Genomic DNA, 18,265 nt, shown 5'->3' on the forward strand with positions numbered 1-18,265 from the left:
TCGATCGCATTAGAAGTCGTGGGCGCAGAGTGCTAAAGTTCTCTTATTTCCCTTGTAAGCGCGGTTTCCGGAACCAGATCAAATTTCGCCGGACGCTAGAGGGTTTCGGCATCTATCCGGACGGTCGTCCGGCCCGGTCACGGGGCATTGATCATCATTGTTTGCCATGGAGGAGAGCATGACGTTTCGACCGCTTCACGATCGCATTCTCGTTCGCCGCGTCGAATCTGAAGAAAAGACGAAGGGCGGCATCATCATCCCCGACACTGCCAAGGAGAAGCCGCAGGAAGGCGAAGTCATCGCCGTCGGCTCTGGCGCACGCAACGAGGCCGGCCAAGTCCAACCGCTCGATGTCAAGGCCGGCGACCGCATCCTGTTCGGGAAATGGTCCGGTACCGAGATCAAGATCGACAATGAAGACCTGCTGATCATGAAAGAAACCGACGTCCTGGGCATCATCGAGTTTCCGGCGGAAGACCAGAGGTCTGCCTGAGCCGTCTTCTTTCAAGCATCAGTCAAAACTGCGCTGCCTATGGAGGAGTAAAAAATGGCTGCCAAAGAAGTCAAATTTCACACCGACGCCCGTGAACGCATGCTGAGGGGGGTGGATATTCTCGCCAACGCGGTCAAGGTGACGCTCGGTCCGAAGGGCCGCAACGTCGTCATCGACAAGTCCTACGGCGCTCCGCGCATCACCAAGGATGGCGTCACCGTCGCCAAGGAAATCGAACTCGAAGACAAGTTCGAAAACATGGGCGCACAGATGCTGCGGGAGGTCGCCTCCAGAACCAGCGATATCGCTGGCGATGGCACCACGACCGCAACCGTTCTCGCCCAGGCCATCGTTCGCGAAGGCGCCAAGGCTGTTGCAGCCGGCATGAACCCGATGGACCTGAAGCGCGGCATCGACCTCGCCGTCGACGCCGTCGTCAAGGAACTGAAGACAAACGCCCGCAAGATCTCCAACAATTCCGAAATCGTTCAGGTCGGCACCATCTCTGCCAATGGCGACCCGGAAATCGGGCGCTATCTGGCGGAAGCCATGCAGAAGGTCGGCAATGAAGGCGTGATCACCGTCGAAGAAGCCAAGACGGCTGAAACCGAACTCGAAGTCGTCGAAGGCATGCAGTTCGATCGCGGCTATCTCAGCCCCTACTTCGTGACCAACCCGGACAAGATGCGGGCGGAACTGGAAGACCCATATATCCTGATCCATGAGAAGAAGCTCTCCAACCTTCAGGCCATGCTGCCGATCCTCGAGGCTGTGGTGCAATCGAGTAGCCCGTTACTGATCATTGCCGAGGACGTCGAAGGCGAAGCGCTGGCAACGCTCGTCGTCAACAAGCTGCGCGGTGGTCTGAAGATCGCTGCTGTCAAGGCTCCGGGCTTCGGCGATCGCCGCAAGGCCATGCTGGAAGATATCGCCATCCTGACGGGCGGTAGCGTCATCTCCGAAGACCTCGGCATCAAGCTGGAAAACGTCACGCTCAACATGCTCGGCCGTTCCAAGAAGGTGATGATCGAGAAGGAGAACACCACCATCATCGATGGTGCCGGATCGAAGGGCGAGATCGAGGCGCGTGTGACGCAGATTCGTGGTCAGATCGAGGAAACCACCGCCGACTACGACCGCGAAAAGCTGCAGGAACGCCTTGCCAAGCTCGCTGGCGGCGTTGCCGTCATCCGCGTCGGCGGCTCGACCGAAATCGAGGTGAAGGAAAAGAAGGATCGCGTCGACGATGCACTGCATGCGACGCGTGCGGCCGTTGAGGAAGGTATCCTGCCGGGCGGTGGCGTGGCGCTGATGCGCGCGGTCAAATCGCTCGACGGGCTCAAGGCCGAAAACGAAGACCAGCGCGTCGGTGTCGAGATCGTCCGCCGGGCGATCGAGGCGCCCGTCCGCCAGATTGCCGAGAATTCCGGCGCCGAGGGCTCCATCATCGTCGGCAGGTTGCGCGAGACGGCCGATTTTTCGTTCGGCTGGAACGCTCAGACCAGTGAGTATGGCGATCTCTACGCCATGGGTGTGATCGACCCTGCCAAGGTCGTGCGCACGGCGCTGCAGGATGCAGCCTCCATTGCTGGGCTGTTGGTGACGACGGAAGCGATGATCGCCGAGAAGCCGAAGAAGGGCTCCGCGCCAGCTCTGCCGCCCGGCGCCGGAATGGACTTCTGAGGATTGCGATGGTGGCTCGCCCGATCGGGCGGGCCATTGTCGGCGCAGATTGGGAGGAGGTTCGAACAATCGTTGGGCTATGCAAGCCTAACTTACAATGGAGCTAGTTGCTTCCATCGTTCTTGCGCGCTTTGGCGCTGTCATTGCTGGATGACGAGATTGTTTTGCCGTCAGGCTGTTGACCGAAATAGGTTCCGCCAAGATGACCGCCGGCGCTGGTGTTTTTCACTTGGCGTTCGGCTCGCTTCTGGAGCTTATGAACGTCGCTTTTGCTCATTTTTGTCTCCGTTGTTCAAGTCGTACACTTGAACAACTGGTGCGGACAGGATGGGTTCCCCAGATTTTTGAGATCGAACCTTCACGCTAAGGTGAGCGAGCCGCCGCGAAAGTCGGCTGGTGTCGGCACCATGGCCGCGTCGTCCCCCTATTGGTCGGCGCCGAAAAAGGCCAGCCGGGTAAGCGCCGTATAATGCGATTCCGACACCATAAGGGCGACGAAGACAAGCACCAGGACTGGCGGAACCAGAATAGCGTAGATCAACGCTAACCGTTCCCAGGCCATGTGCATGAAAACGGCAACGATCAGCCCCGCCTTGAGGATCATGAACAGCAGGATCAGAAACCATCTGAGATAGCCCTGTATGCCGAGATAGTCGACGAGATAGGAGAAGGTGCTGAGGACGAAGAGCAGCCCCCAGACCACCATGTACAGTCTTATCGGATGCTGCTGTCCTGAATGTGCCTGCGTCTGTGCCATGATGCCATCCTCACCACAGATAGAAGAATGCAAAGATGAATACCCAGACGAGATCGACGAAGTGCCAATAAAGCCCCATGATCTCGACGATTTCATAATGGCCCTTGCGGCTGGTGAAAAATCCTCGTCTTCCGTGATCGAAATCTCCGCGCCATACCTTGCGTGCGATGATGAGGAGAAAAATGACGCCGATCGAGACGTGGGTGCCGTGAAAGCCGGTAATCATGAAAAAGGAGGAGCCAAACTGTGCCGCACCCCAGGGATTTCCCCAGGGGCGAACCCCTTCCGTGATCAGTTTGGTCCATTCGAATGCCTGCATTCCGACGAATGTCGCGCCGAGAGCCGCTGTCGCCAGCATCAGCACAGCCGTCTTGCGCCGATCGCGGCGGTATCCGAAGTTGACGGCCATGGCCATCGTGCCGCTGCTGCTGATGAGGACGAAGGTCATGATAGCGATCAGGATCAGCGGGATTTCCTGGCCGCCGATCCTTAGGGCGAAAACCTCGCTGGGATTGGGCCAGGGAACGTTCGTCGACATGCGCGCCGTCATATAGGCCAGCAGAAAACACCCGAAAATGAAGGTGTCGCTGAGGAGGAATATCCACATCATCGCCTTGCCCCAGGAGACGTTCTTGAACGCCCGCTGGTCCGATGACAGATCGGCCGCGACGCCGCGCAGTCCCGTCGGCCGCAGAAGTGGATCGTGTACCGGTCTTTCTATGGATTCGGTCATCGTCGAAGCTCCTCAGGTGACCAATTGACGGCAGAGATCGGCGAAACTATTGGCCCAGCCGGCAAAAAGCGCAAAAAGGACCAGCCAGACAACGAGCATGAAATGCCAGTAGATGGCGCAGAGATCGACGCTCAGGCGCACTCTCGCCTGCCCGACGTTGCCTTGGGCACGGATTGTCGTGCGCCCGAGCACGAAAAGCCCGCCAAGAATGTGCAGGCCGTGCAGCCCGGTAATCATGTAGAAGAAGCTGTTCGATGGATTGTCGGCGAGCACATAGCCCGCCGCAACCAATTGCCGCCACGCCAAAACCTGCCCGACAAGGAAAAGAACGGCGAGCACCAAAGCCACCGCAAGAGCCGTGTTCAGCATCTCGCTGCGGTCAAGACGGGCTTCGGTTTTCGCCCATTGCAGGGCGACGCTACTGGCGGCAAGGGCGGCCGTATTCACCCAAAGCATCCGAGGGATGGGAATGCTCCACCAATCGGAGCCGCTGAGGCGTGTCAAGTAGGCGCTGATGAGGAGCGCGAATAAGGCGCCGACGACGGCGAGAAAGATGCCGAGACCGACTTTTGCCGTTGTCTCCGACGATCCCCGCATCTCCGGCGCATCGTCCACCAAGCCCGTTTCCAACCAGGGCTTCGAGGTCAGCCTCTGCCGCGCCATCCACCAGGCGATGATGCAGGCAATCCCCGCCATGAAGATGAGAATGGCGCTCATGACGACGCCCTTTCGGGCAATCGGCTTGGCGCCGGCTGGTTCTGCGGAATGAAGTCCTGATCCGCGCCGGGCACACTGTAATCATAGGGCCAGCGATAGACGATCGGCAGCTCCTTGCCCCAATTTCCATGCGCAGGCGGCGTTTGCGGCGTCTGCCATTCCAATGTCGTTGCCCGCCAGGGATTGCCGCCCGCCTGCCGGCCCCAGCGTAGGCTCCAGGCGAGATTGAACAGGAAGAGAATCTGTGCAGCGCCGACGATCAGCGCGGCGACGGTGATGAACATGTTCAGCGTATGCGCTGACGGCGGAATGAAGGCCGTTTCGCCGAGCTCGTAATAGCGGCGCGGCACCCCCATCAGACCGAGATAGTGCATCGGGAAGAAGATCGCATAGGCGCCGAGGAAGGTGATCCAGAAGTGGATATGGCCCATCGTCACGTTCAGCATGCGCCCGGTGACTTTCGGATACCAATGGTGGATTGCGCCGAAGATCACCAGGATCGGCGCGACCCCCATCACCATGTGGAAATGGGCGACGACGAACATGGTGTCTGACAGCGGCACGTCGACGACGACATTGCCGAGAAAGAGGCCGGTCAGCCCGCCATTGATGAAGGTGACGATGAAGGCCAGAGCAAACAGCATCGGCATTGTCAGATGGATATCGCCGCGCCAGAGCGTCAGTACCCAGTTATAGACCTTGATTGCCGTCGGAATGGCGATGATCAAAGTCGTGGTCGCAAAAAAGAACCCGAAGTTCGGGTTCATGCCGCTGACATACATGTGATGCGCCCATACGACGAAGCTCAGCGCTGCGATGATGACGATCGCCCAAACCATCATCCGATAGCCGAAGATGTTCTTGCGCGCATGCGTGCTGATCAGATCCGAGACGATGCCGAAGGCTGGAAGTGCAACGATATAGACTTCGGGGTGACCGAAGAACCAGAAGAGATGCTGGAACAGGATGGGGCTGCCGCCCCCTTGCTGCAACTGCTGGCCCATCTCGACGATGGCAGGCATGAAGAAGCTCGTGCCGAGCAAGCGGTCGAACAGCATCATGACGGCGGCGACGAAGAGGGCCGGGAAGGCGAGCAGCGCCATGACGGTTGCGGTGAAAATCCCCCATACCGTCAGGGGCATCCGCATCAGGGTCATGCCGCGGGTGCGTCCCTGCAGCACCGTGACGACATAGTTCAGCCCGCCCATGGTAAAGCCGATGATGAACAGGATCAGCGATGACAGCATCAGGATGATGCCCCAGTCACGCCCTCCCGGCGTGCCCGATAGAAGAGCCTGCGGCGGATAGAGCGTCCAGCCGGCGCCCGTCGGTCCGCCGGGCGCGAAAAAGCCGACGACCAGCACGATGACGGCAAGCAGGTAGAGCCAGTAGCTCAGCATATTCGCATAGGGAAACACCATATCGCGCGCGCCGAGCATCAGGGGGATCAGATAGTTGCCGAACCCGCCGAGGAACAGCGCCGTCAGCAGGTAGATCACCATGATCATGCCGTGCATGGTGATGAACTGGTAATAGTGGTCCGCATCGATAAAGGAGAAGTAGCCGGGAAAGCCGAGCTGCAGGCGCATGAGCCAGGACAGCACCAGCGCCACCATGCCGATGGAGATGGCGGTTAGAGAATACTGAATGGCGATGATCTTGGCATCCTGGCTGAAGACATATCTCGTCCACCAGCTTTTCGGATGATAAAGCTCCACATCCTCGACTTCAGCGGGCTGGATGACCTGCTCGGTGCCCGATCCAATATCGACCATATTCCATCCTCCCTGTTCCTTCCGATGCGGCCTTCCTCTTCAGGTACCGGTCGCACTTACTTGGCCGCCGACTTCTCCGCAGACGCCAGCGATTTCGCGAAAGTCGGCTGCTGCTGCAGCCAGGCTTGATAGGCGGTGTCGGTATCGACGACGACCGTGCCGCGCATTTGTGGATGACCGACGCCGCATAGCTCCGCGCAGAGAACCTCGAAGGTTCCCGTCCGCGTCGGCGTGAACCAATAATAGGTGACCGTGCCGGGGATCATATCCATCTTGGCCCGGAACTCCGGCACGTAGAAATCGTGCAGCACGTCGATCGAGCGCAGCAGCACCTTCACCGACTTGCCGGCCGGTATATGCAGTTCGCCACCCTCGACGATAACGTCATCCAGGCCCGCAGGATCATTCTTGTCCAGACCGAGCGGGTTGTCCGGAGTGACGTCGCGCGTATTCGCCCGCCCAAGCCGCCCGTCCGCCCCCGGCAGCCGGAAGCTCCATTGCCATTGCTGACTGACGACTTCGACCTCGCTGGCATCGGCGGGGACCGTGACGAATTGTTTCCACACGAAGAGGCCCGGCGCGAGCATTGCCGCGACGCCGATCGCGGTTCCGGCGGCAAGCCACCATTCCAACCGCTTGTTTTCGGGCTGGTATGCCGCCTGGTTTCCGGCGCGGTGCCTGAAACGGAAGACGCAATAGGCAACGAACAGCACGACGACGGTGAAGACGACGCCGGTGATCCAGAACGTGATGATAATCGTGTTGTCGATATAGCTCCAATTGGAAGCGATCGGCGTCCACCACCAAGGGCTCAGCAGGTGGAACGTGATCGATCCCACTACCAGTAGAACGAGAACCAATACGACAGCCATCGTCTCCTCCCTGACCCGGCCGAGCGTTTCCACAATCCCATCGCGAAACGTTTTAGTATTATCTCATGAACAAATCACACGGGCAATTGCAGCAACGGCAGCTGTTCATCCGGCGAACCACACGGGGCATATCAACGCCGCGGGCCGGATCGGCGGCGTCCATCATTGAGCCGAGCTCCCGCCGATCCGACGGCGACATAGAAAACAGCTCATCCGCATCAGGCATCTCGCTATTTGGAATATTGCTTCAGATAGGCGATCAGATTGGTAATCTCGGTGTCATCCTTTATCCCGGTGAAGGTCATCTTCGTGCCCTTCACCTTTGCCTGGGGCGCATGCAAATAGTCGCGCAGCGACGTCTCGTTCCATACCAGGCCATCCTTGCCCGCCTGCTGCATGGCGGGCGAATAGGCGAAATTTGGATGTGTTCCGGCCGTCCTGCCGAACAAGCCGTTCAGCGAAGGGCCGACTTTGTTCTGATCGGTTTCGGCGATATGACAGATGGCGCATTTCTTGAAGACGGTGGCGCCGGCCGTGGCGTCACCCTCCTGCGCGAGGGCATCAAGCGGTAGAGCAAAGGCGAAAAGCAGACAGATCGGAAGAAAACGGTAAGACATGGCAATCCTCATTCTCTTCATCGCTATCCCAACCAAGGCGACTGCCATCTGACAGTTCGCAACGGCTTGGAGGATGATCCCACGGAAAATTTTCTTGTGAATTCAAAGCGTGCGGTTCGGATAGGCGGAGGCAATCAATTTTCGATATAAATGCCAGGTCGGATGCCCGAGGATGGGCATGACGACAAAGCTGGCAAAGATCGGGATCGTGCCGACGACGAGCAGCGCCGCGACGATCAATCCCAAAAGCGCGGCCGGCCATGACATGAAACGCCGCCACAGCAGCTCTCCTCCACCACCACGATCCGGCTAACAGTGCGAAGATGCCCGGCAAATTTCTACCGACACGTCAAACCGCAACCGGTAGTCTAGTTTTATCAAATCTCTTTGCCTTTGTCGCCTATTCCTTAAATTAGATGTTCGTCATTTCTTGTGGTAACGATCAAGCGGGGACATATGATCTCAAGCAGCCCATAAGGCGCCGTAGCGAACTCGTCGCAGGCGTTCATTCAGGATGCCGCTACCCTTGTCGCGAATTTTGAGGTTTCAGAGGGAGGCCGAGGCCTGCTTCAGGTGCGGCCCACAGTTCATTCTACTGAGCTGCCGCCGCGCAATGGCTGGAAAAACACCACGCCCTGAGAGAGTCATGCATCGTCAGATGGGAAATCCGATATGGAAGATCAAAAATTCAGAATGGCACTCGAACAGCATTGGGCCGCTTCGGACGCCGGGGATTTCGAACTGGAACATGAAATTTATCAGGACAACGCTCTCCTCGAATATCCTCAGTCCGGCGAGCGGATCCACGGTCGTCGAAAGATTCAGGAAAGCCGGTTCGCTCAACCAAACAAGAAGCGCTTCAGCGTCCGCCGCATCGTTGGCAGCGGCGAACTCTGGGTTACGGAATTCGTCCTCACCTACGATGGCATGCCTTCCCACGCCGTAAGCATCATGGAACTCACGGATGGTCTTGTGGCGAAAGAGACCCAATACTTCGCGAATCCTTTTGATCCGGCGCAGTCGCGCGCGCACCTGGTCGATCGATAATGGGCAATCGTGTTGATTGGGGGGCACGGAGTTGATCTTGTCCCCAGCTACAGGAAAAGGGTTCTCTTCCGCACCAAGTACGAAAGTTCGACGCTGCGCGACTATCTGGGCGTTTCACGCCTAGCTCTCGCGTAACTTTTCAGAGCCGGCAAGTTGCAGATCGCCGTCCGCAGTTCGATTCTCATCAACTGCAATGCACACGTCGAGTGACCGGGTTCGGTTCTGCTCCCGTCAAGGGCTGGATAGGCGGATCGGCATCTTCTTCGAAATAGCATATCCGTCCAAATGACATCAGAGCATCGCGGCCGTAGCCACATACCCACATATGTGCTAATGTGGGTCTCCATAGTTCAGGAACACGTGAGATGAGCCGATTGACGATCGACATAACGGACCAGCAACATCAAAGCTTAAAGGCGCTGGCGGCTTTGCAGGGCAAGACAATCAAGCAGTATGCACTCGAGCGCCTCTTTCCCGGAGACACAGATGGAGAACGAGCCTGGGAGGAGCTGAAGACGTTAATGAACACGCGCATCAATGAAGGGCTCGCCGGAAAACTGTCGACCAAAACCGTAAGCGAGATCCTCGACGAGGAGATTGCCGAGGGTCGTGCTTGACGGCCTACATTCTTACCGCAGAGGCGGAATCTGATCTACGTTCGGTAATCCGCTACACACGAGCTCAATGGAGTGCCGCCCACGTACGCCGCTACGTCTCGGCGTTGGAGCGAGGTATCGCAAACCTTGCCGTGGGCAAAGCTCCTTTCAAGGATATGAGCGCGCTTTATCCGGCGTTACGAATGGCGCGATGCGAACATCACTACGTCTTTTGTCTGCTTCGAGAGGAGGCGCCTGCCCTTATCGTGGCAATTCTTCATGAACGCATGGATCTCATGAAGCGTTTGGCTGCTCGTCTGAACGAATGATTTTTGGACGAAGGCGAGATGGCCCGAGCGAAAGGCCAATAAATCGTTGTTGTCGAGTGGTTCAAAGGGGGATCGCCTGTTCTGATCCCTCAAGAGCGAGAGATCGGAAAAATCCGGAAGCCTCGGCAGCACCATTTAGGTGTTTAGTTGCGTGCATTGCCCGGTGTATGCAGTGAAGCGCCTGCCTTTTCGGCCGCCGCCTGCAGGCGCTTGTCCCTGGTCCATAACGCCGCTCGCCGATCAAGCAGTATCGAGGCGAGCAAATGGGCATCTGTATAGCCGATGCCCATACTGAAAATGCCATGGCGATCAATCATTGTCATCACTTCGTCGTGCGTTGCGACGAACGCTTGGCGCTGGGCCGCCAGGAAAGCTAGTCTAAGGCTCGAAGGCTTCCTTCAGGCCGAAGCTCTTGCGCTCTCGCAGATCGAGATCCGCTTCGATGTGCGAAATATGGTGGAGCATGAGATGGCACGCCGTCTCGATATCGTTGCGCTCGATGGCAGCGATGATGTCGCCATGTTCCGCATGGCCGCAGCTCGACGCGCTCGACTGGCCGTAGAGCGCGATCACGAGCGACGAGCGGGCGACGAGCTCTTCCATGAAGCGCTGCATGATCAAATTGCCGGAGATCGAGGCGAGCATAAGATGAAAATCGCCCGACGCCTTGATTTCGGCGCGGCGCGCGGACTGGCCGCGCTCGTTCATGAGCCGGCCTTCCTCAAGCAGAAGCTGCTTCAGGTGTTGAACCTCTGAGGGCGTGATCCTTCTTGCCGCTTCGCAGAGAATGCCGGGCTCCACCAGACGGCGGGCAGCGAAGATGTGCCGGGCTTCGTCTGGAGAAGGATAGGCTACGAAAGCGCCACGGTTCTTCTCGACGCTGACAAGTCCTTCATAGGAGAGGGCCTGCAAGGCGGCGCGCGCCAGCGTCCGGCTGACGTTGAAGAGATTGCCGACATCGCTTTCCGAAAGTTTCGTGCCTGGCGAAAGCCTGCGCTCGACGATCGCTTCGCGAATGGCGTCGCGGATCTGCTGCGCACCGGTTTCAGTGGAATCGGAGGTTGTTTGAAGCGCGTCGACTGTGGAGGTCATGAAATCGGATACCTGATAATCGGCGTGATGGTATCCGTATTCCTTACAAAAGTTAAATGGAATTTGCCGCAAAATGGCGGTTAAATTGTATACGATTTTATGCCGATATTGCAGACAAAAGCCTATTTCGTGTGCAGACGAGTGTTTACCTCTCCCGAGGCAATTTTCTGAGTTTGCCGCAAAAAATCATGATTCACAAAGAGTTGGTGCGCTGCACCAGAATTGGCACGGCAGATGCATTGTCTTTCTCAAACAGAGGAAGACACGATGTCGAAAGCGGCAGAGATCGATATAGCATCCGTTTCGAAGGTCTATGGCACGACGACCGCCGTGCATGCGATCAGCCTGAAGATTCCGGCCGGCTCCTATTGCTGCTTTCTAGGGCCGTCCGGCTGCGGCAAGACATCGACCCTTCGCATGATCGCCGGTCATGAAAGCATTTCGTCGGGCGATATCCGCCTCGGAAACATCGTCGTCACCGATTTTCCGCCTGCCAAGCGCGGCACGGCGATGATGTTCCAATCCTACGCGCTCTTTCCCCATCTCGACCTCATCGACAACGTCGCCTTCAGCCTGAAGATGAAGGGCGTGGACAGGGACGAGCGCCGGGCCAAGGCGCTTGAGATGCTGAAGCTGATGCAGATGGAGGCCTATGCCACGCGGCGTCCGGCGCAGCTTTCCGGCGGGCAGCAGCAACGTGTGGCGCTTGCCCGCGCGCTGATTACAGACCCCGAGGCCCTGCTGCTCGACGAGCCGCTGTCGGCGCTCGATCCGTTCCTGAAGATCCGCATGCGTGCAGAGCTGAAGAAGCTGCAGAAGACGCTCGGGATCACCTTCGTGCATGTGACGCACAGCCAGGAAGAGGCCATGGCGCTCGCCGATATCATCGTCATCATGAACGATGGCAGGATCGAGCAGGCCGCCGCGCCGCGTCAGGTCTTTGAGCGTCCGGCGACGGCCTTCGTCGCTCGCTTCATGGGGGACCACAACGTCCTCTCCGGGCGGGTTACGTCCAGTGAAGATGGCGTTCTGACGATGACAGCTCCCGAGGGGCAGACATTTTCCGTGCGCGGAACCGGCAGGGAGGTGGGCGAGGCTGTCGATATCGGCATTCGCACTGACCGCGTGAGCCTGCAGGAGGCCTCCGAAAAGGCCGTCGGCTTCAATGGCATCGTCTCCAACATCGAATATCGCGGCGCGTCGGTGAAGATCACCGTCATCGGCGCGGGCAGCGACGACTTCACGGTCATCGCGAGCGACGGCGATTATTTCGCCAAACCCGTATCGGTCGGCGATGCGGTGTCTCTGAGCTGGGCCCTGGAGGACGCAATCCTCCTTGGCCGGGCTTCCGCATGAATTTCAAGCATCACACAAGGGGAACTGACATGACGACTGAAACGAAGACGACCAAGGCGGTAAAGGGAATCTCCCGCCGCTCGCTATTGAAGACCGGCGCTGCCGCCGCCGGCGCGATCGCCGGCTCCGGCCTCATCACCGGCTTTCCGACCATCTGGGCGCAATCCAACATCACGCTTCGCCAGTTCGGCACCGGCGTTTCGAACATCAATGCGATCGCTGAGAAGTGCAAGGCCGATCTCGGCATTACGCTGGAGATGACGGCGACCGATTCCGATGCCGCCGCCCAGCGCGCGGTTACCCAGCCGGACAGCTATGACATTGCCGACATCGAATACTGGATCGCCAAGAAGGTCTTCCCGACCGGCGTCATGCAGCCGATGGACGTCAAGAAGCTCAAATATTTCGACAAGATCGTGCCGCTGTTCATCAACGGCAAGCTGAAGTCGGACAGCGTCATCGCCCAGGGCACGGCGCCGCACACGGTCGGCTTCGTCGAAGCGCAGGGCTCCAAGAAATTCGCCAAGGAGCCGACGCAGTGGATGACGATGGTTCCGACCATCTACAACGCCGACACGTTGGGTATCCGTCCGGACTTGACCGGCCGCCCGATCACGAGCTGGGCCGACATTCTCGATCCGGCCTTCAAGGGCAAGACCGCGATCCTCAATATCCCGTCGATCGGTATCATGGATGCCGCGATGATCATGGAAGCTGCCGGCAAGATCAAATATGCCGACAAGGGCAACATGACGAAGGCCGAGATCGACAAGACGATCGACTTCCTGATCAAGACCAAGGGTGACGGCCAGTTCCGCGCCTTCTGGAAGTCCTTCGACGAAAGCGTCAACCTGATGGCGTCCGGCGAAGTCGTCATCCAGTCCATGTGGTCGCCGGCCGTTGCTGCCGTTCGTTCCAAGGGCATTGCCTGCACCTTCCAGCCGCTCAAAGAAGGTTATCGCGCCTGGGGTGGCGGCCTTGGCCTCGCCTCGCATTTGAAGGGCGCGCAGCTCGACGCTGCCTATGACTATATCAACTGGTACACGTCCGGCTGGGTCGGCGGCTATCTCAACCGCCAGGGCTACTATTCCGCCTGCATGGAAACGGCCAAGCAATTCATGTCGGCCGACGAATGGGGCTACTGGATCGAGGGCAAGCCGGCGCAGGGCGATATCCTGTCTCCGGAAGGCAAGGTCATGGAGAAGGCCGGCGCCGTTCGCGATGGCGGCTCGTTCGAAGCCCGCATGGGCGCGGTCGCCTGCTGGAACTCGGTGATGGACGAAGACCGCTACATGGTTCGCCGCTGGAACGAGTTCATCGCCGCCTAAGCAGCATCGCCCTCAAATCAAATCCTCTCCCCGTAAGCGGGGGGAGGAAGCCGCAAACGGAGAAACCGGAACATGGCGACGATCGCTTCCTCAGAGACGGACCAGGCAGCGCAAAAAGCGGGTGGCGGACGTGGTTTTGGCGTGCCGCTGCGGTTCGTCTCCTATCTGCAGGCGGCGCCGCTGTTTCTGATCCTGGGCTTCTTCTTTCTGCTGCCGATTGCAATGATCGGCGTCGTCAGTTTTTGGGATTATGATTTCGCCGGTCTCTATCCCGCCTTCCTAACCACGAATTACACCGACACGCTGGGTTCGTGGGTCACCTGGAAGACCTATCTCAACACGCTGAAATTTACCGCCATCGTCTGGGCATTGACGCTGGTGATTGGCTTCTGGGTCGCCTATTTCCTCGCCTTCCATATCCGCCGCACGTCGACGCAGATGATCCTCTTCCTCGTCTGCACCGTGCCGTTCATGACGTCGAACATCATCCGCATGATCTCCTGGATCCCGGTGCTCGGGCGCAACGGGCTCGTCAATTCCACCCTGATCCAGATGGGGCTCATCCCGAAGCCGATCGAATGGCTGCTCTATTCCGATTTTGCCGTCGTGCTCGCCATGGTGCATCTCTATACGCTGTTCATGGTGACGCCGATCTTCAACACGCTGATGCGCATCGACCGCTCGCTGTTCGAAGCCGCCCGCGATGCCGGCGCCAGCGGCTGGCAGGTCCTTTGGAACGTGGTGATCCCGCTTGCCAAGCCCGGCATGGCGATCGGCACGATCTTCGTCGTCACGCTGGTCATGGCGGATTTTTCGACCGTGCAGGTCATGTCCGGCGGCCAGAGCGCCTCCATCGCGCTGATGATGAAAAACCAGATGTCGCTGCTGCAATATCCGGCGGCGGCGGCCAATGCGGTGGTGCTGCTGATCCTCGTCCTGCTGATGGTTTCCGCCATCCTGCGGATCGTCGATATCCGCAAGGAGCTTTGAGATGAACCGCGAAAAACGCAGCCTGGAATTCTACGTCCTTGCCATCTTTTTCATTGTCTTCGTGCTGTTTCTCTACGGTCCGCTTTCGGCGATCCTCATCCTTTCCTTCCAGGGACCGGATGGCGGCCTGACCTTTCCGTTGAACGGCGTCTCGCTGCATTGGTTCGCAAACCTGTTTGAGAAGCAGGCGGTCGGCGATTTCGGCGCCTCGTTCCGCCGATCGTTCATGCTGGGGTTGATGGTGATGGTCGTCACGGTCGTCGTGTCGTTGCTGGCCGGCCTGGCCTTTCGCCGCCGCTTCCGCGGAGCATCGTTGCTGTTCTACGCGACGGTCGCCAGTCTGGTGGTTCCGTCTATCATCATCTCTCTCGGCATCGGCGTCGTCTTCCAGCAGGGCGGTCTTGCGCCGGCCTGGTATTCCTCGGCCTTCGGCGCGCATCTGACCTGGACGCTGCCTTTCGGCGTGCTGATCATGTTTGCCGTTTTCAACCGTTTTTCGCCGGCTTACGAGGAGGCCGCGCGCGATCTCGGGGCAACTTCGTGGCAGACCTTCCGCCATGTCGTGCTGCCGATGATCGCACCGAGCCTGATCGGCGTCGGCCTATTCGGCTTCACGCTGTCCTATGACGAGTTTGCGCGCACGTTGATGACATCGGGCACCTACAACACCTTGCCGCTCGAAATCTACGGCATGACCACCAACGTCACCACGCCTGTGCTTTATGCGTTGGGAACGGTGACCACTCTCTTTTCCTTCACCATCATTCTCGTGGCGCTCGGCATCATGACCATGCTCGGCCGCCGGCAGGCCAAGAAAAGCTGACATCATGCGTTTATTGCTTATCAATCCGAACACTAGCGCGTCGATGACCGAGAAGGCTGCGATTGCCGCCCGGGCTGTTGCTGCGTCCGGGACGGAAATTATCGCCGCCACGTCACGGATGGGTCCAGCCTCCATCGAGGGATATTATGACGGTGCGCTTGCCGTTCCCGGCCTGCTGAGCGAACTGAGGGAACGCCGGATAATGGGCTACGATGCGGCGATCATCGCCTGTTTCGATGATACCGGGCTTGAAGCCGCGCGAGCGTTTTCGGATGTCCCCATTCTGGGGCTTTGCGAATCCGCCGTCGCGACCGCCGGCTTTCTCGCCCAGCGCTTCACGGTCGTGACGACGCTGGAGCGTTCGCGCATCCTGATCGACAATCTCGTTCAGCGTTACGGCATGGGTGGGCGGGCGAAAGTGCGCGCTTCCGATATCGCCGTGCTGGAACTCGAGGATGCCGTCTCTGGCGCAATCGGCAAGTTACGGGCGGAAATCGAACGGGCGCTCGACGAGGACGGGGCGGAGGCGATCGTGCTCGGCTGCGCCGGCATGACTGATCTTGCGCGCGAGTTACAGGCGATCTACGGCGTGCCGGTGATCGACGGCGTCGCGGCGGCGGTCAAACAGGCGGAAGCACTGGTGTCGCTCGGCCTTTCCACCAGCAAGCGCGGCTCCTATGCCTCACCGCTGCCCAAGCCCTTCATCGGCGCGATGAGCGATTTCGCACCGGTGTGAGCCTGCAGTCTCGGCCGGCTTGCGCGGCACGGCGTCGATCAAAAGTCAGCGCTATTTTCAACCGGTCACGGGCGCAGATCGGTGCTGGGGGCGCAGATCCAGATTGGGCAATTGCGCTTGTCCTTCGACGGCACCGAGCTTCGTTCACCGAAGCCGTTGCCGAGGCAGACATCGGAATTGGCGACGGCGCGATCATAGAGCAGGCCACCGGAGCCCCGGGTTGACGGATATTGCAGGATGACCGCGCGGTTTGCCTGAACGAAGGATTGGACTTCGGCGCACGACCTCGTGGCCGTCTGCAGCCGCTGGATTGCGGCTACCGGAGAGGCGGCGAAGACCGCGAACGCGGCAAGCACTATGATTTGAGCTTTCATCTACGTTCTCCCTCTGTAGCCGGCGAACTTTCCCATCAATCCAGTCGGCCGGCACCCCGTTTCTTGCTTTCAAACTTAAGCATCTCCTTTTATGCGCCATCTGTCATCATTCGTGGTGCGAAAGCCTTCGTTCGCCGGACGGATTTGATTGCACGGTAAGAACCGGAGTTTTGACCCCGCCGGATCAGCCTATCCCTTTGCTCAGGTCGTCGATCGAAATCGATGATCCCCGTTGGATACGTCAAAAAGGAAATCCACATGAGCAAAGAAGAAGACAACAAGGCCATCGTCGCGCGCTGGTTCAGCGAATTCTGGGGTGAGACCTGCGACCTATCTGTCGTTTCCGATCTCGCAGCGCCAGACATGCTGTTGAAATACTCGCTGCACGAGCCGCGTCGCGGCCATGATGACATCAAGGCTTTCATGACCGACTTCCGCACGGCATTCCCGGACCTGAATTTCTGGGGCACCGCCGATCTCATTGCCGAAGGCGACTATGTCGTCGGCCAATGGGAAGGCGGCGGCACGCATACCGGCCCGGCCTTTGCCGACTTTCTGGTCGGATCGCTGCCGGCTGCGACCGGTCGCAAGATGCACTTCACCGGTACCACCATCCTGCGCATAGAGAATGGCAGGATCGCCGAGGAAATCGGCCTTGACGACGGTGTGACGGCCCTCACGCAGCTCGGCCTTATCAAGGCCGCCTGATGCAGGGTCGCCGCCCATCATCCGGGCGGCGACCTCCTGATGATCTCCGGTCACGTAGGAATCGGGTGGCTGTGCGGCTCTTTCGCTGCCAAGAATGATGGACTTACGCCGGAACACACAGGGACGAGTGATATGACCGTGATGCCCAGAAACCGGATGATGTTTACACAAACGGCGGTGGCCGACGATCCGCGTTGGGCGCGGATCGTCGCCCGAGACCGGACCGCTGACGGCTATCTCTGGTATTCGGTGGCAACGACTGGCGTCTATTGCCGACCCTCCTGCCCTTCGCGAACTGCAAACCCCAAGAATGTGCAACTGCATGATTCGCTCGAAGCCGCCAAAGCAACGGGCTTTCGCGCCTGCAAGCGATGCAAGCCGGATAGTCTTTCCGCAGCCGGAGAGAACGCAGCCATCATCGCGCGCATTTGCCGATTGATCGAAGAGAGCGAGGAGGAACCGTCTTTGCACGAACTCGCGGATGCGGCCGGACGCAGCGTCAGCCATTTCCATCGGTTGTTCAAATCGGCAACCGGCCTGACGCCCAAGGACTATGCCTCGGCGCATCGCGCGGCAAAAGTCCGTGAAGGCCTTGCGAACGGCAACAGCGTGACCGAGGCGATCTACGATGCCGGGTTCAATTCGAGCGGGCGTTTCTATGAGAAATCCACCGATATGCTCGGAATGACGCCGACTCACTATCGATCGGGAGGTGCTGATGAAGATATCCGTTTCGCGGTCGGTCAATCGTCGCTGGGTGCGATCCTGGTTGCGTCGAGCAGGAAAGGCGTGGCGTCCATTCTCCTCGGCAGCGATCCCGACGCGCTGCTGCGCGATCTTCAGGATCGTTTTCCCAATGCCAACCTGATCGGTGCCGATGGGGATTATGAGGCCCTTGTGGCGCGTGTCGTCGGCCTAGTGGAGGCGCCAGGTCTTGGGATCGATTTGCCGCTCGACGTTCGCGGTACGGCGTTTCAGCAGCGGGTTTGGCAGGCGCTGCGGGAAATCCCGGCGGGCCGGACCGTCTCCTACGCGGAAATCGCCCGCCGGATCGGCTCGCCCAAGGCGGTGCGCGCCGTTGCCGGAGCATGCGCGGCCAACAATCTGGCTGTCGCAATTCCATGCCATCGGGTGGTGCGAAACGACGGTTCGCTTTCCGGCTACGCCTGGGGCGTGGAGCGAAAACGTGTTCTGCTGGATCGCGAAGCGACCCAAGTTCGCTGAGAGCCGGATGAGCGA

21 protein-coding genes and 2 pseudogenes are annotated in these 18,265 nt (G+C 59.0%); 12 read left to right on the plus strand and 11 right to left on the minus strand.

Annotated elements, in window-relative coordinates:
* The first annotated feature begins 178 nt into the window (after positions 1-178).
* Together groES and groL are read left to right on the plus strand one after the other, a co-directional pair.
* Positions 179-493, plus strand: a complete 315-nt coding sequence (groES, locus tag GGD50_RS21060) for a co-chaperone GroES (RefSeq protein WP_107107316.1) — start codon at positions 179-181, stop codon at positions 491-493.
* 54 nt (positions 494-547) lie between these two features.
* On the plus strand, positions 548-2,176 hold the full coding sequence (groL, locus tag GGD50_RS21065) for a chaperonin GroEL (RefSeq protein WP_107107315.1): 1,629 nt from the start codon (positions 548-550) through the stop codon (positions 2,174-2,176).
* A 103-nt stretch (positions 2,177-2,279) separates the two neighbouring features.
* On the opposite strand, the gene GGD50_RS21070 is transcribed toward groL, so the two are convergent.
* The 8 genes and pseudogenes from GGD50_RS21070 to GGD50_RS21105 all read right to left on the minus strand — a co-directional run.
* Positions 2,280-2,453, minus strand: a complete 174-nt coding sequence (locus GGD50_RS21070; protein WP_181316012.1) for a hypothetical protein — start codon at positions 2,451-2,453, stop codon at positions 2,280-2,282.
* Positions 2,454-2,600: 147 nt separating this feature from the next.
* Positions 2,601-2,933, minus strand: a complete 333-nt coding sequence (locus tag GGD50_RS21075; RefSeq protein ID WP_107107314.1) for a cytochrome C oxidase subunit IV family protein — start codon at positions 2,931-2,933, stop codon at positions 2,601-2,603.
* 10 nt (positions 2,934-2,943) lie between these two features.
* Positions 2,944-3,666 (minus strand): heme-copper oxidase subunit III family protein, encoded by a 723-nt coding sequence (locus tag GGD50_RS21080; protein ID WP_107107313.1) that lies wholly within the window; start codon positions 3,664-3,666, stop codon positions 2,944-2,946.
* Between the two features lie 12 nt (positions 3,667-3,678).
* Positions 3,679-4,383, minus strand: coding sequence for a cytochrome c oxidase subunit 3 (locus GGD50_RS21085; RefSeq protein WP_107107312.1), 705 nt, complete (start codon positions 4,381-4,383; stop codon positions 3,679-3,681).
* Positions 4,380-6,158, minus strand: a complete 1,779-nt coding sequence (locus GGD50_RS21090; protein WP_107107311.1) for a cbb3-type cytochrome c oxidase subunit I — start codon at positions 6,156-6,158, stop codon at positions 4,380-4,382. Before GGD50_RS21090 ends, GGD50_RS21085 begins: the two co-directional genes overlap by 4 nt.
* 56 nt (positions 6,159-6,214) lie before the next feature.
* Complete coding sequence (locus GGD50_RS21095) at positions 6,215-7,030, minus strand: cytochrome c oxidase subunit II (RefSeq protein ID WP_107107310.1); 816 nt, start codon at positions 7,028-7,030, stop codon at positions 6,215-6,217.
* A gap of 230 nt (positions 7,031-7,260) precedes the next feature.
* Positions 7,261-7,647, minus strand: coding sequence for a c-type cytochrome (locus GGD50_RS21100; RefSeq protein WP_107107309.1), 387 nt, complete (start codon positions 7,645-7,647; stop codon positions 7,261-7,263).
* 102 nt (positions 7,648-7,749) lie between these two features.
* Positions 7,750-7,905: pseudogene (locus GGD50_RS21105) on the minus strand (DUF2189 domain-containing protein); the annotation flags it as partial.
* A 414-nt stretch (positions 7,906-8,319) separates the two neighbouring features.
* Here GGD50_RS21105 and GGD50_RS21110 point away from each other — a divergent pair.
* From GGD50_RS21110 to GGD50_RS21120, 3 genes are all read left to right on the plus strand, one after another.
* A complete protein-coding gene (locus GGD50_RS21110; RefSeq protein ID WP_107107308.1) occupies positions 8,320-8,694 on the plus strand; it encodes a nuclear transport factor 2 family protein in 375 nt (124 codons plus the stop codon).
* A gap of 365 nt (positions 8,695-9,059) precedes the next feature.
* Positions 9,060-9,311, plus strand: a complete 252-nt coding sequence (locus GGD50_RS21115; protein ID WP_107107307.1) for an antitoxin — start codon at positions 9,060-9,062, stop codon at positions 9,309-9,311.
* On the plus strand, positions 9,308-9,619 hold the full coding sequence (locus tag GGD50_RS21120) for a type II toxin-antitoxin system RelE/ParE family toxin (RefSeq protein WP_107107306.1): 312 nt from the start codon (positions 9,308-9,310) through the stop codon (positions 9,617-9,619). Before GGD50_RS21115 ends, GGD50_RS21120 begins: the two co-directional genes overlap by 4 nt.
* A 143-nt stretch (positions 9,620-9,762) precedes the next feature.
* Here GGD50_RS21120 and GGD50_RS21125 read toward each other — a convergent pair.
* Together GGD50_RS21125 and GGD50_RS21130 are read right to left on the minus strand one after the other, a co-directional pair.
* Positions 9,763-9,996: pseudogene (locus tag GGD50_RS21125) on the minus strand (type II toxin-antitoxin system VapC family toxin); the annotation flags it as partial.
* Between the two features lies 1 nt (position 9,997).
* Entirely contained in the window at positions 9,998-10,711 is a 714-nt protein-coding gene (locus GGD50_RS21130; RefSeq protein WP_107107305.1) for a GntR family transcriptional regulator, read from the minus strand.
* Between the two features lie 267 nt (positions 10,712-10,978).
* Between GGD50_RS21130 and GGD50_RS21135 the strand changes: the two genes are divergently transcribed.
* The 5 genes from GGD50_RS21135 (at position 10,979) to GGD50_RS21155 (ending at position 15,944) form a co-directional block, all read left to right on the plus strand.
* Entirely contained in the window at positions 10,979-12,067 is a 1,089-nt protein-coding gene (locus GGD50_RS21135; protein WP_107107304.1) for an ABC transporter ATP-binding protein, read from the plus strand.
* A 29-nt stretch (positions 12,068-12,096) separates the two neighbouring features.
* Entirely contained in the window at positions 12,097-13,395 is a 1,299-nt protein-coding gene (locus GGD50_RS21140; RefSeq protein ID WP_107107303.1) for an ABC transporter substrate-binding protein, read from the plus strand.
* Positions 13,396-13,467: 72 nt separating this feature from the next.
* Complete coding sequence (locus GGD50_RS21145) at positions 13,468-14,385, plus strand: ABC transporter permease (RefSeq protein WP_107107302.1); 918 nt, start codon at positions 13,468-13,470, stop codon at positions 14,383-14,385.
* A 1-nt stretch (position 14,386) separates the two neighbouring features.
* On the plus strand, positions 14,387-15,208 hold the full coding sequence (locus GGD50_RS21150; RefSeq protein ID WP_107107301.1) for an ABC transporter permease: 822 nt from the start codon (positions 14,387-14,389) through the stop codon (positions 15,206-15,208).
* A 4-nt stretch (positions 15,209-15,212) separates the two neighbouring features.
* On the plus strand, positions 15,213-15,944 hold the full coding sequence (locus GGD50_RS21155; RefSeq protein WP_107107300.1) for an aspartate/glutamate racemase family protein: 732 nt from the start codon (positions 15,213-15,215) through the stop codon (positions 15,942-15,944).
* Between the two features lie 65 nt (positions 15,945-16,009).
* Here GGD50_RS21155 and GGD50_RS21160 read toward each other — a convergent pair whose 3' ends face one another.
* Positions 16,010-16,318, minus strand: coding sequence for a hypothetical protein (locus tag GGD50_RS21160; RefSeq protein ID WP_107107299.1), 309 nt, complete (start codon positions 16,316-16,318; stop codon positions 16,010-16,012).
* A 258-nt stretch (positions 16,319-16,576) separates the two neighbouring features.
* On the opposite strand from GGD50_RS21160, the gene GGD50_RS21165 reads away from it, so the two are divergent.
* Together GGD50_RS21165 and ada are read left to right on the plus strand one after the other, a co-directional pair.
* Entirely contained in the window at positions 16,577-17,026 is a 450-nt protein-coding gene (locus tag GGD50_RS21165; protein WP_107107298.1) for an ester cyclase, read from the plus strand.
* A 156-nt stretch (positions 17,027-17,182) separates the two neighbouring features.
* Positions 17,183-18,250: a bifunctional DNA-binding transcriptional regulator/O6-methylguanine-DNA methyltransferase Ada gene (ada, locus tag GGD50_RS21170; RefSeq protein WP_245407427.1), complete on the plus strand. Its 1,068-nt coding sequence runs from the start codon at positions 17,183-17,185 to the stop codon at positions 18,248-18,250.
* Positions 18,251-18,265: the final 15 nt, after the last annotated feature.

The organism is Martinezella paranaensis (assembly GCF_014200235.1).
Lineage (GTDB): Bacteria > Pseudomonadota > Alphaproteobacteria > Rhizobiales > Rhizobiaceae > Rhizobium > Rhizobium paranaense.

Excerpts from the sequence above, each read along its gene's own strand:
- groES (WP_107107316.1), top strand. The coding sequence starts at position 179 with ATGACGTTTCGACCGCTTCACGATCGCATTCTCGTTCGCCGCGTCGAA.
- groL (WP_107107315.1), top strand. The coding sequence starts at position 548 with ATGGCTGCCAAAGAAGTCAAATTTCACACCGACGCCCGTGAACGCATG.
- GGD50_RS21070 (WP_181316012.1), bottom strand. The coding sequence starts at position 2,453 with ATGAGCAAAAGCGACGTTCATAAGCTCCAGAAGCGAGCCGAACGCCAA.
- GGD50_RS21075 (WP_107107314.1), bottom strand. The coding sequence starts at position 2,933 with ATGGCACAGACGCAGGCACATTCAGGACAGCAGCATCCGATAAGACTG.
- GGD50_RS21080 (WP_107107313.1), bottom strand. The coding sequence starts at position 3,666 with ATGACCGAATCCATAGAAAGACCGGTACACGATCCACTTCTGCGGCCG.
- GGD50_RS21085 (WP_107107312.1), bottom strand. The coding sequence starts at position 4,383 with ATGAGCGCCATTCTCATCTTCATGGCGGGGATTGCCTGCATCATCGCC.
- GGD50_RS21090 (WP_107107311.1), bottom strand. The coding sequence starts at position 6,158 with ATGGTCGATATTGGATCGGGCACCGAGCAGGTCATCCAGCCCGCTGAA.
- GGD50_RS21095 (WP_107107310.1), bottom strand. The coding sequence starts at position 7,030 with ATGGCTGTCGTATTGGTTCTCGTTCTACTGGTAGTGGGATCGATCACG.
- GGD50_RS21100 (WP_107107309.1), bottom strand. The coding sequence starts at position 7,647 with ATGTCTTACCGTTTTCTTCCGATCTGTCTGCTTTTCGCCTTTGCTCTA.
- GGD50_RS21110 (WP_107107308.1), top strand. The coding sequence starts at position 8,320 with ATGGAAGATCAAAAATTCAGAATGGCACTCGAACAGCATTGGGCCGCT.
- GGD50_RS21115 (WP_107107307.1), top strand. The coding sequence starts at position 9,060 with ATGAGCCGATTGACGATCGACATAACGGACCAGCAACATCAAAGCTTA.
- GGD50_RS21130 (WP_107107305.1), bottom strand. The coding sequence starts at position 10,711 with ATGACCTCCACAGTCGACGCGCTTCAAACAACCTCCGATTCCACTGAA.
- GGD50_RS21135 (WP_107107304.1), top strand. The coding sequence starts at position 10,979 with ATGTCGAAAGCGGCAGAGATCGATATAGCATCCGTTTCGAAGGTCTAT.
- GGD50_RS21140 (WP_107107303.1), top strand. The coding sequence starts at position 12,097 with ATGACGACTGAAACGAAGACGACCAAGGCGGTAAAGGGAATCTCCCGC.
- GGD50_RS21145 (WP_107107302.1), top strand. The coding sequence starts at position 13,468 with ATGGCGACGATCGCTTCCTCAGAGACGGACCAGGCAGCGCAAAAAGCG.
- GGD50_RS21150 (WP_107107301.1), top strand. The coding sequence starts at position 14,387 with ATGAACCGCGAAAAACGCAGCCTGGAATTCTACGTCCTTGCCATCTTT.
- GGD50_RS21155 (WP_107107300.1), top strand. The coding sequence starts at position 15,213 with ATGCGTTTATTGCTTATCAATCCGAACACTAGCGCGTCGATGACCGAG.
- GGD50_RS21160 (WP_107107299.1), bottom strand. The coding sequence starts at position 16,318 with ATGAAAGCTCAAATCATAGTGCTTGCCGCGTTCGCGGTCTTCGCCGCC.
- GGD50_RS21165 (WP_107107298.1), top strand. The coding sequence starts at position 16,577 with ATGAGCAAAGAAGAAGACAACAAGGCCATCGTCGCGCGCTGGTTCAGC.
- ada (WP_245407427.1), top strand. The coding sequence starts at position 17,183 with ATGATGTTTACACAAACGGCGGTGGCCGACGATCCGCGTTGGGCGCGG.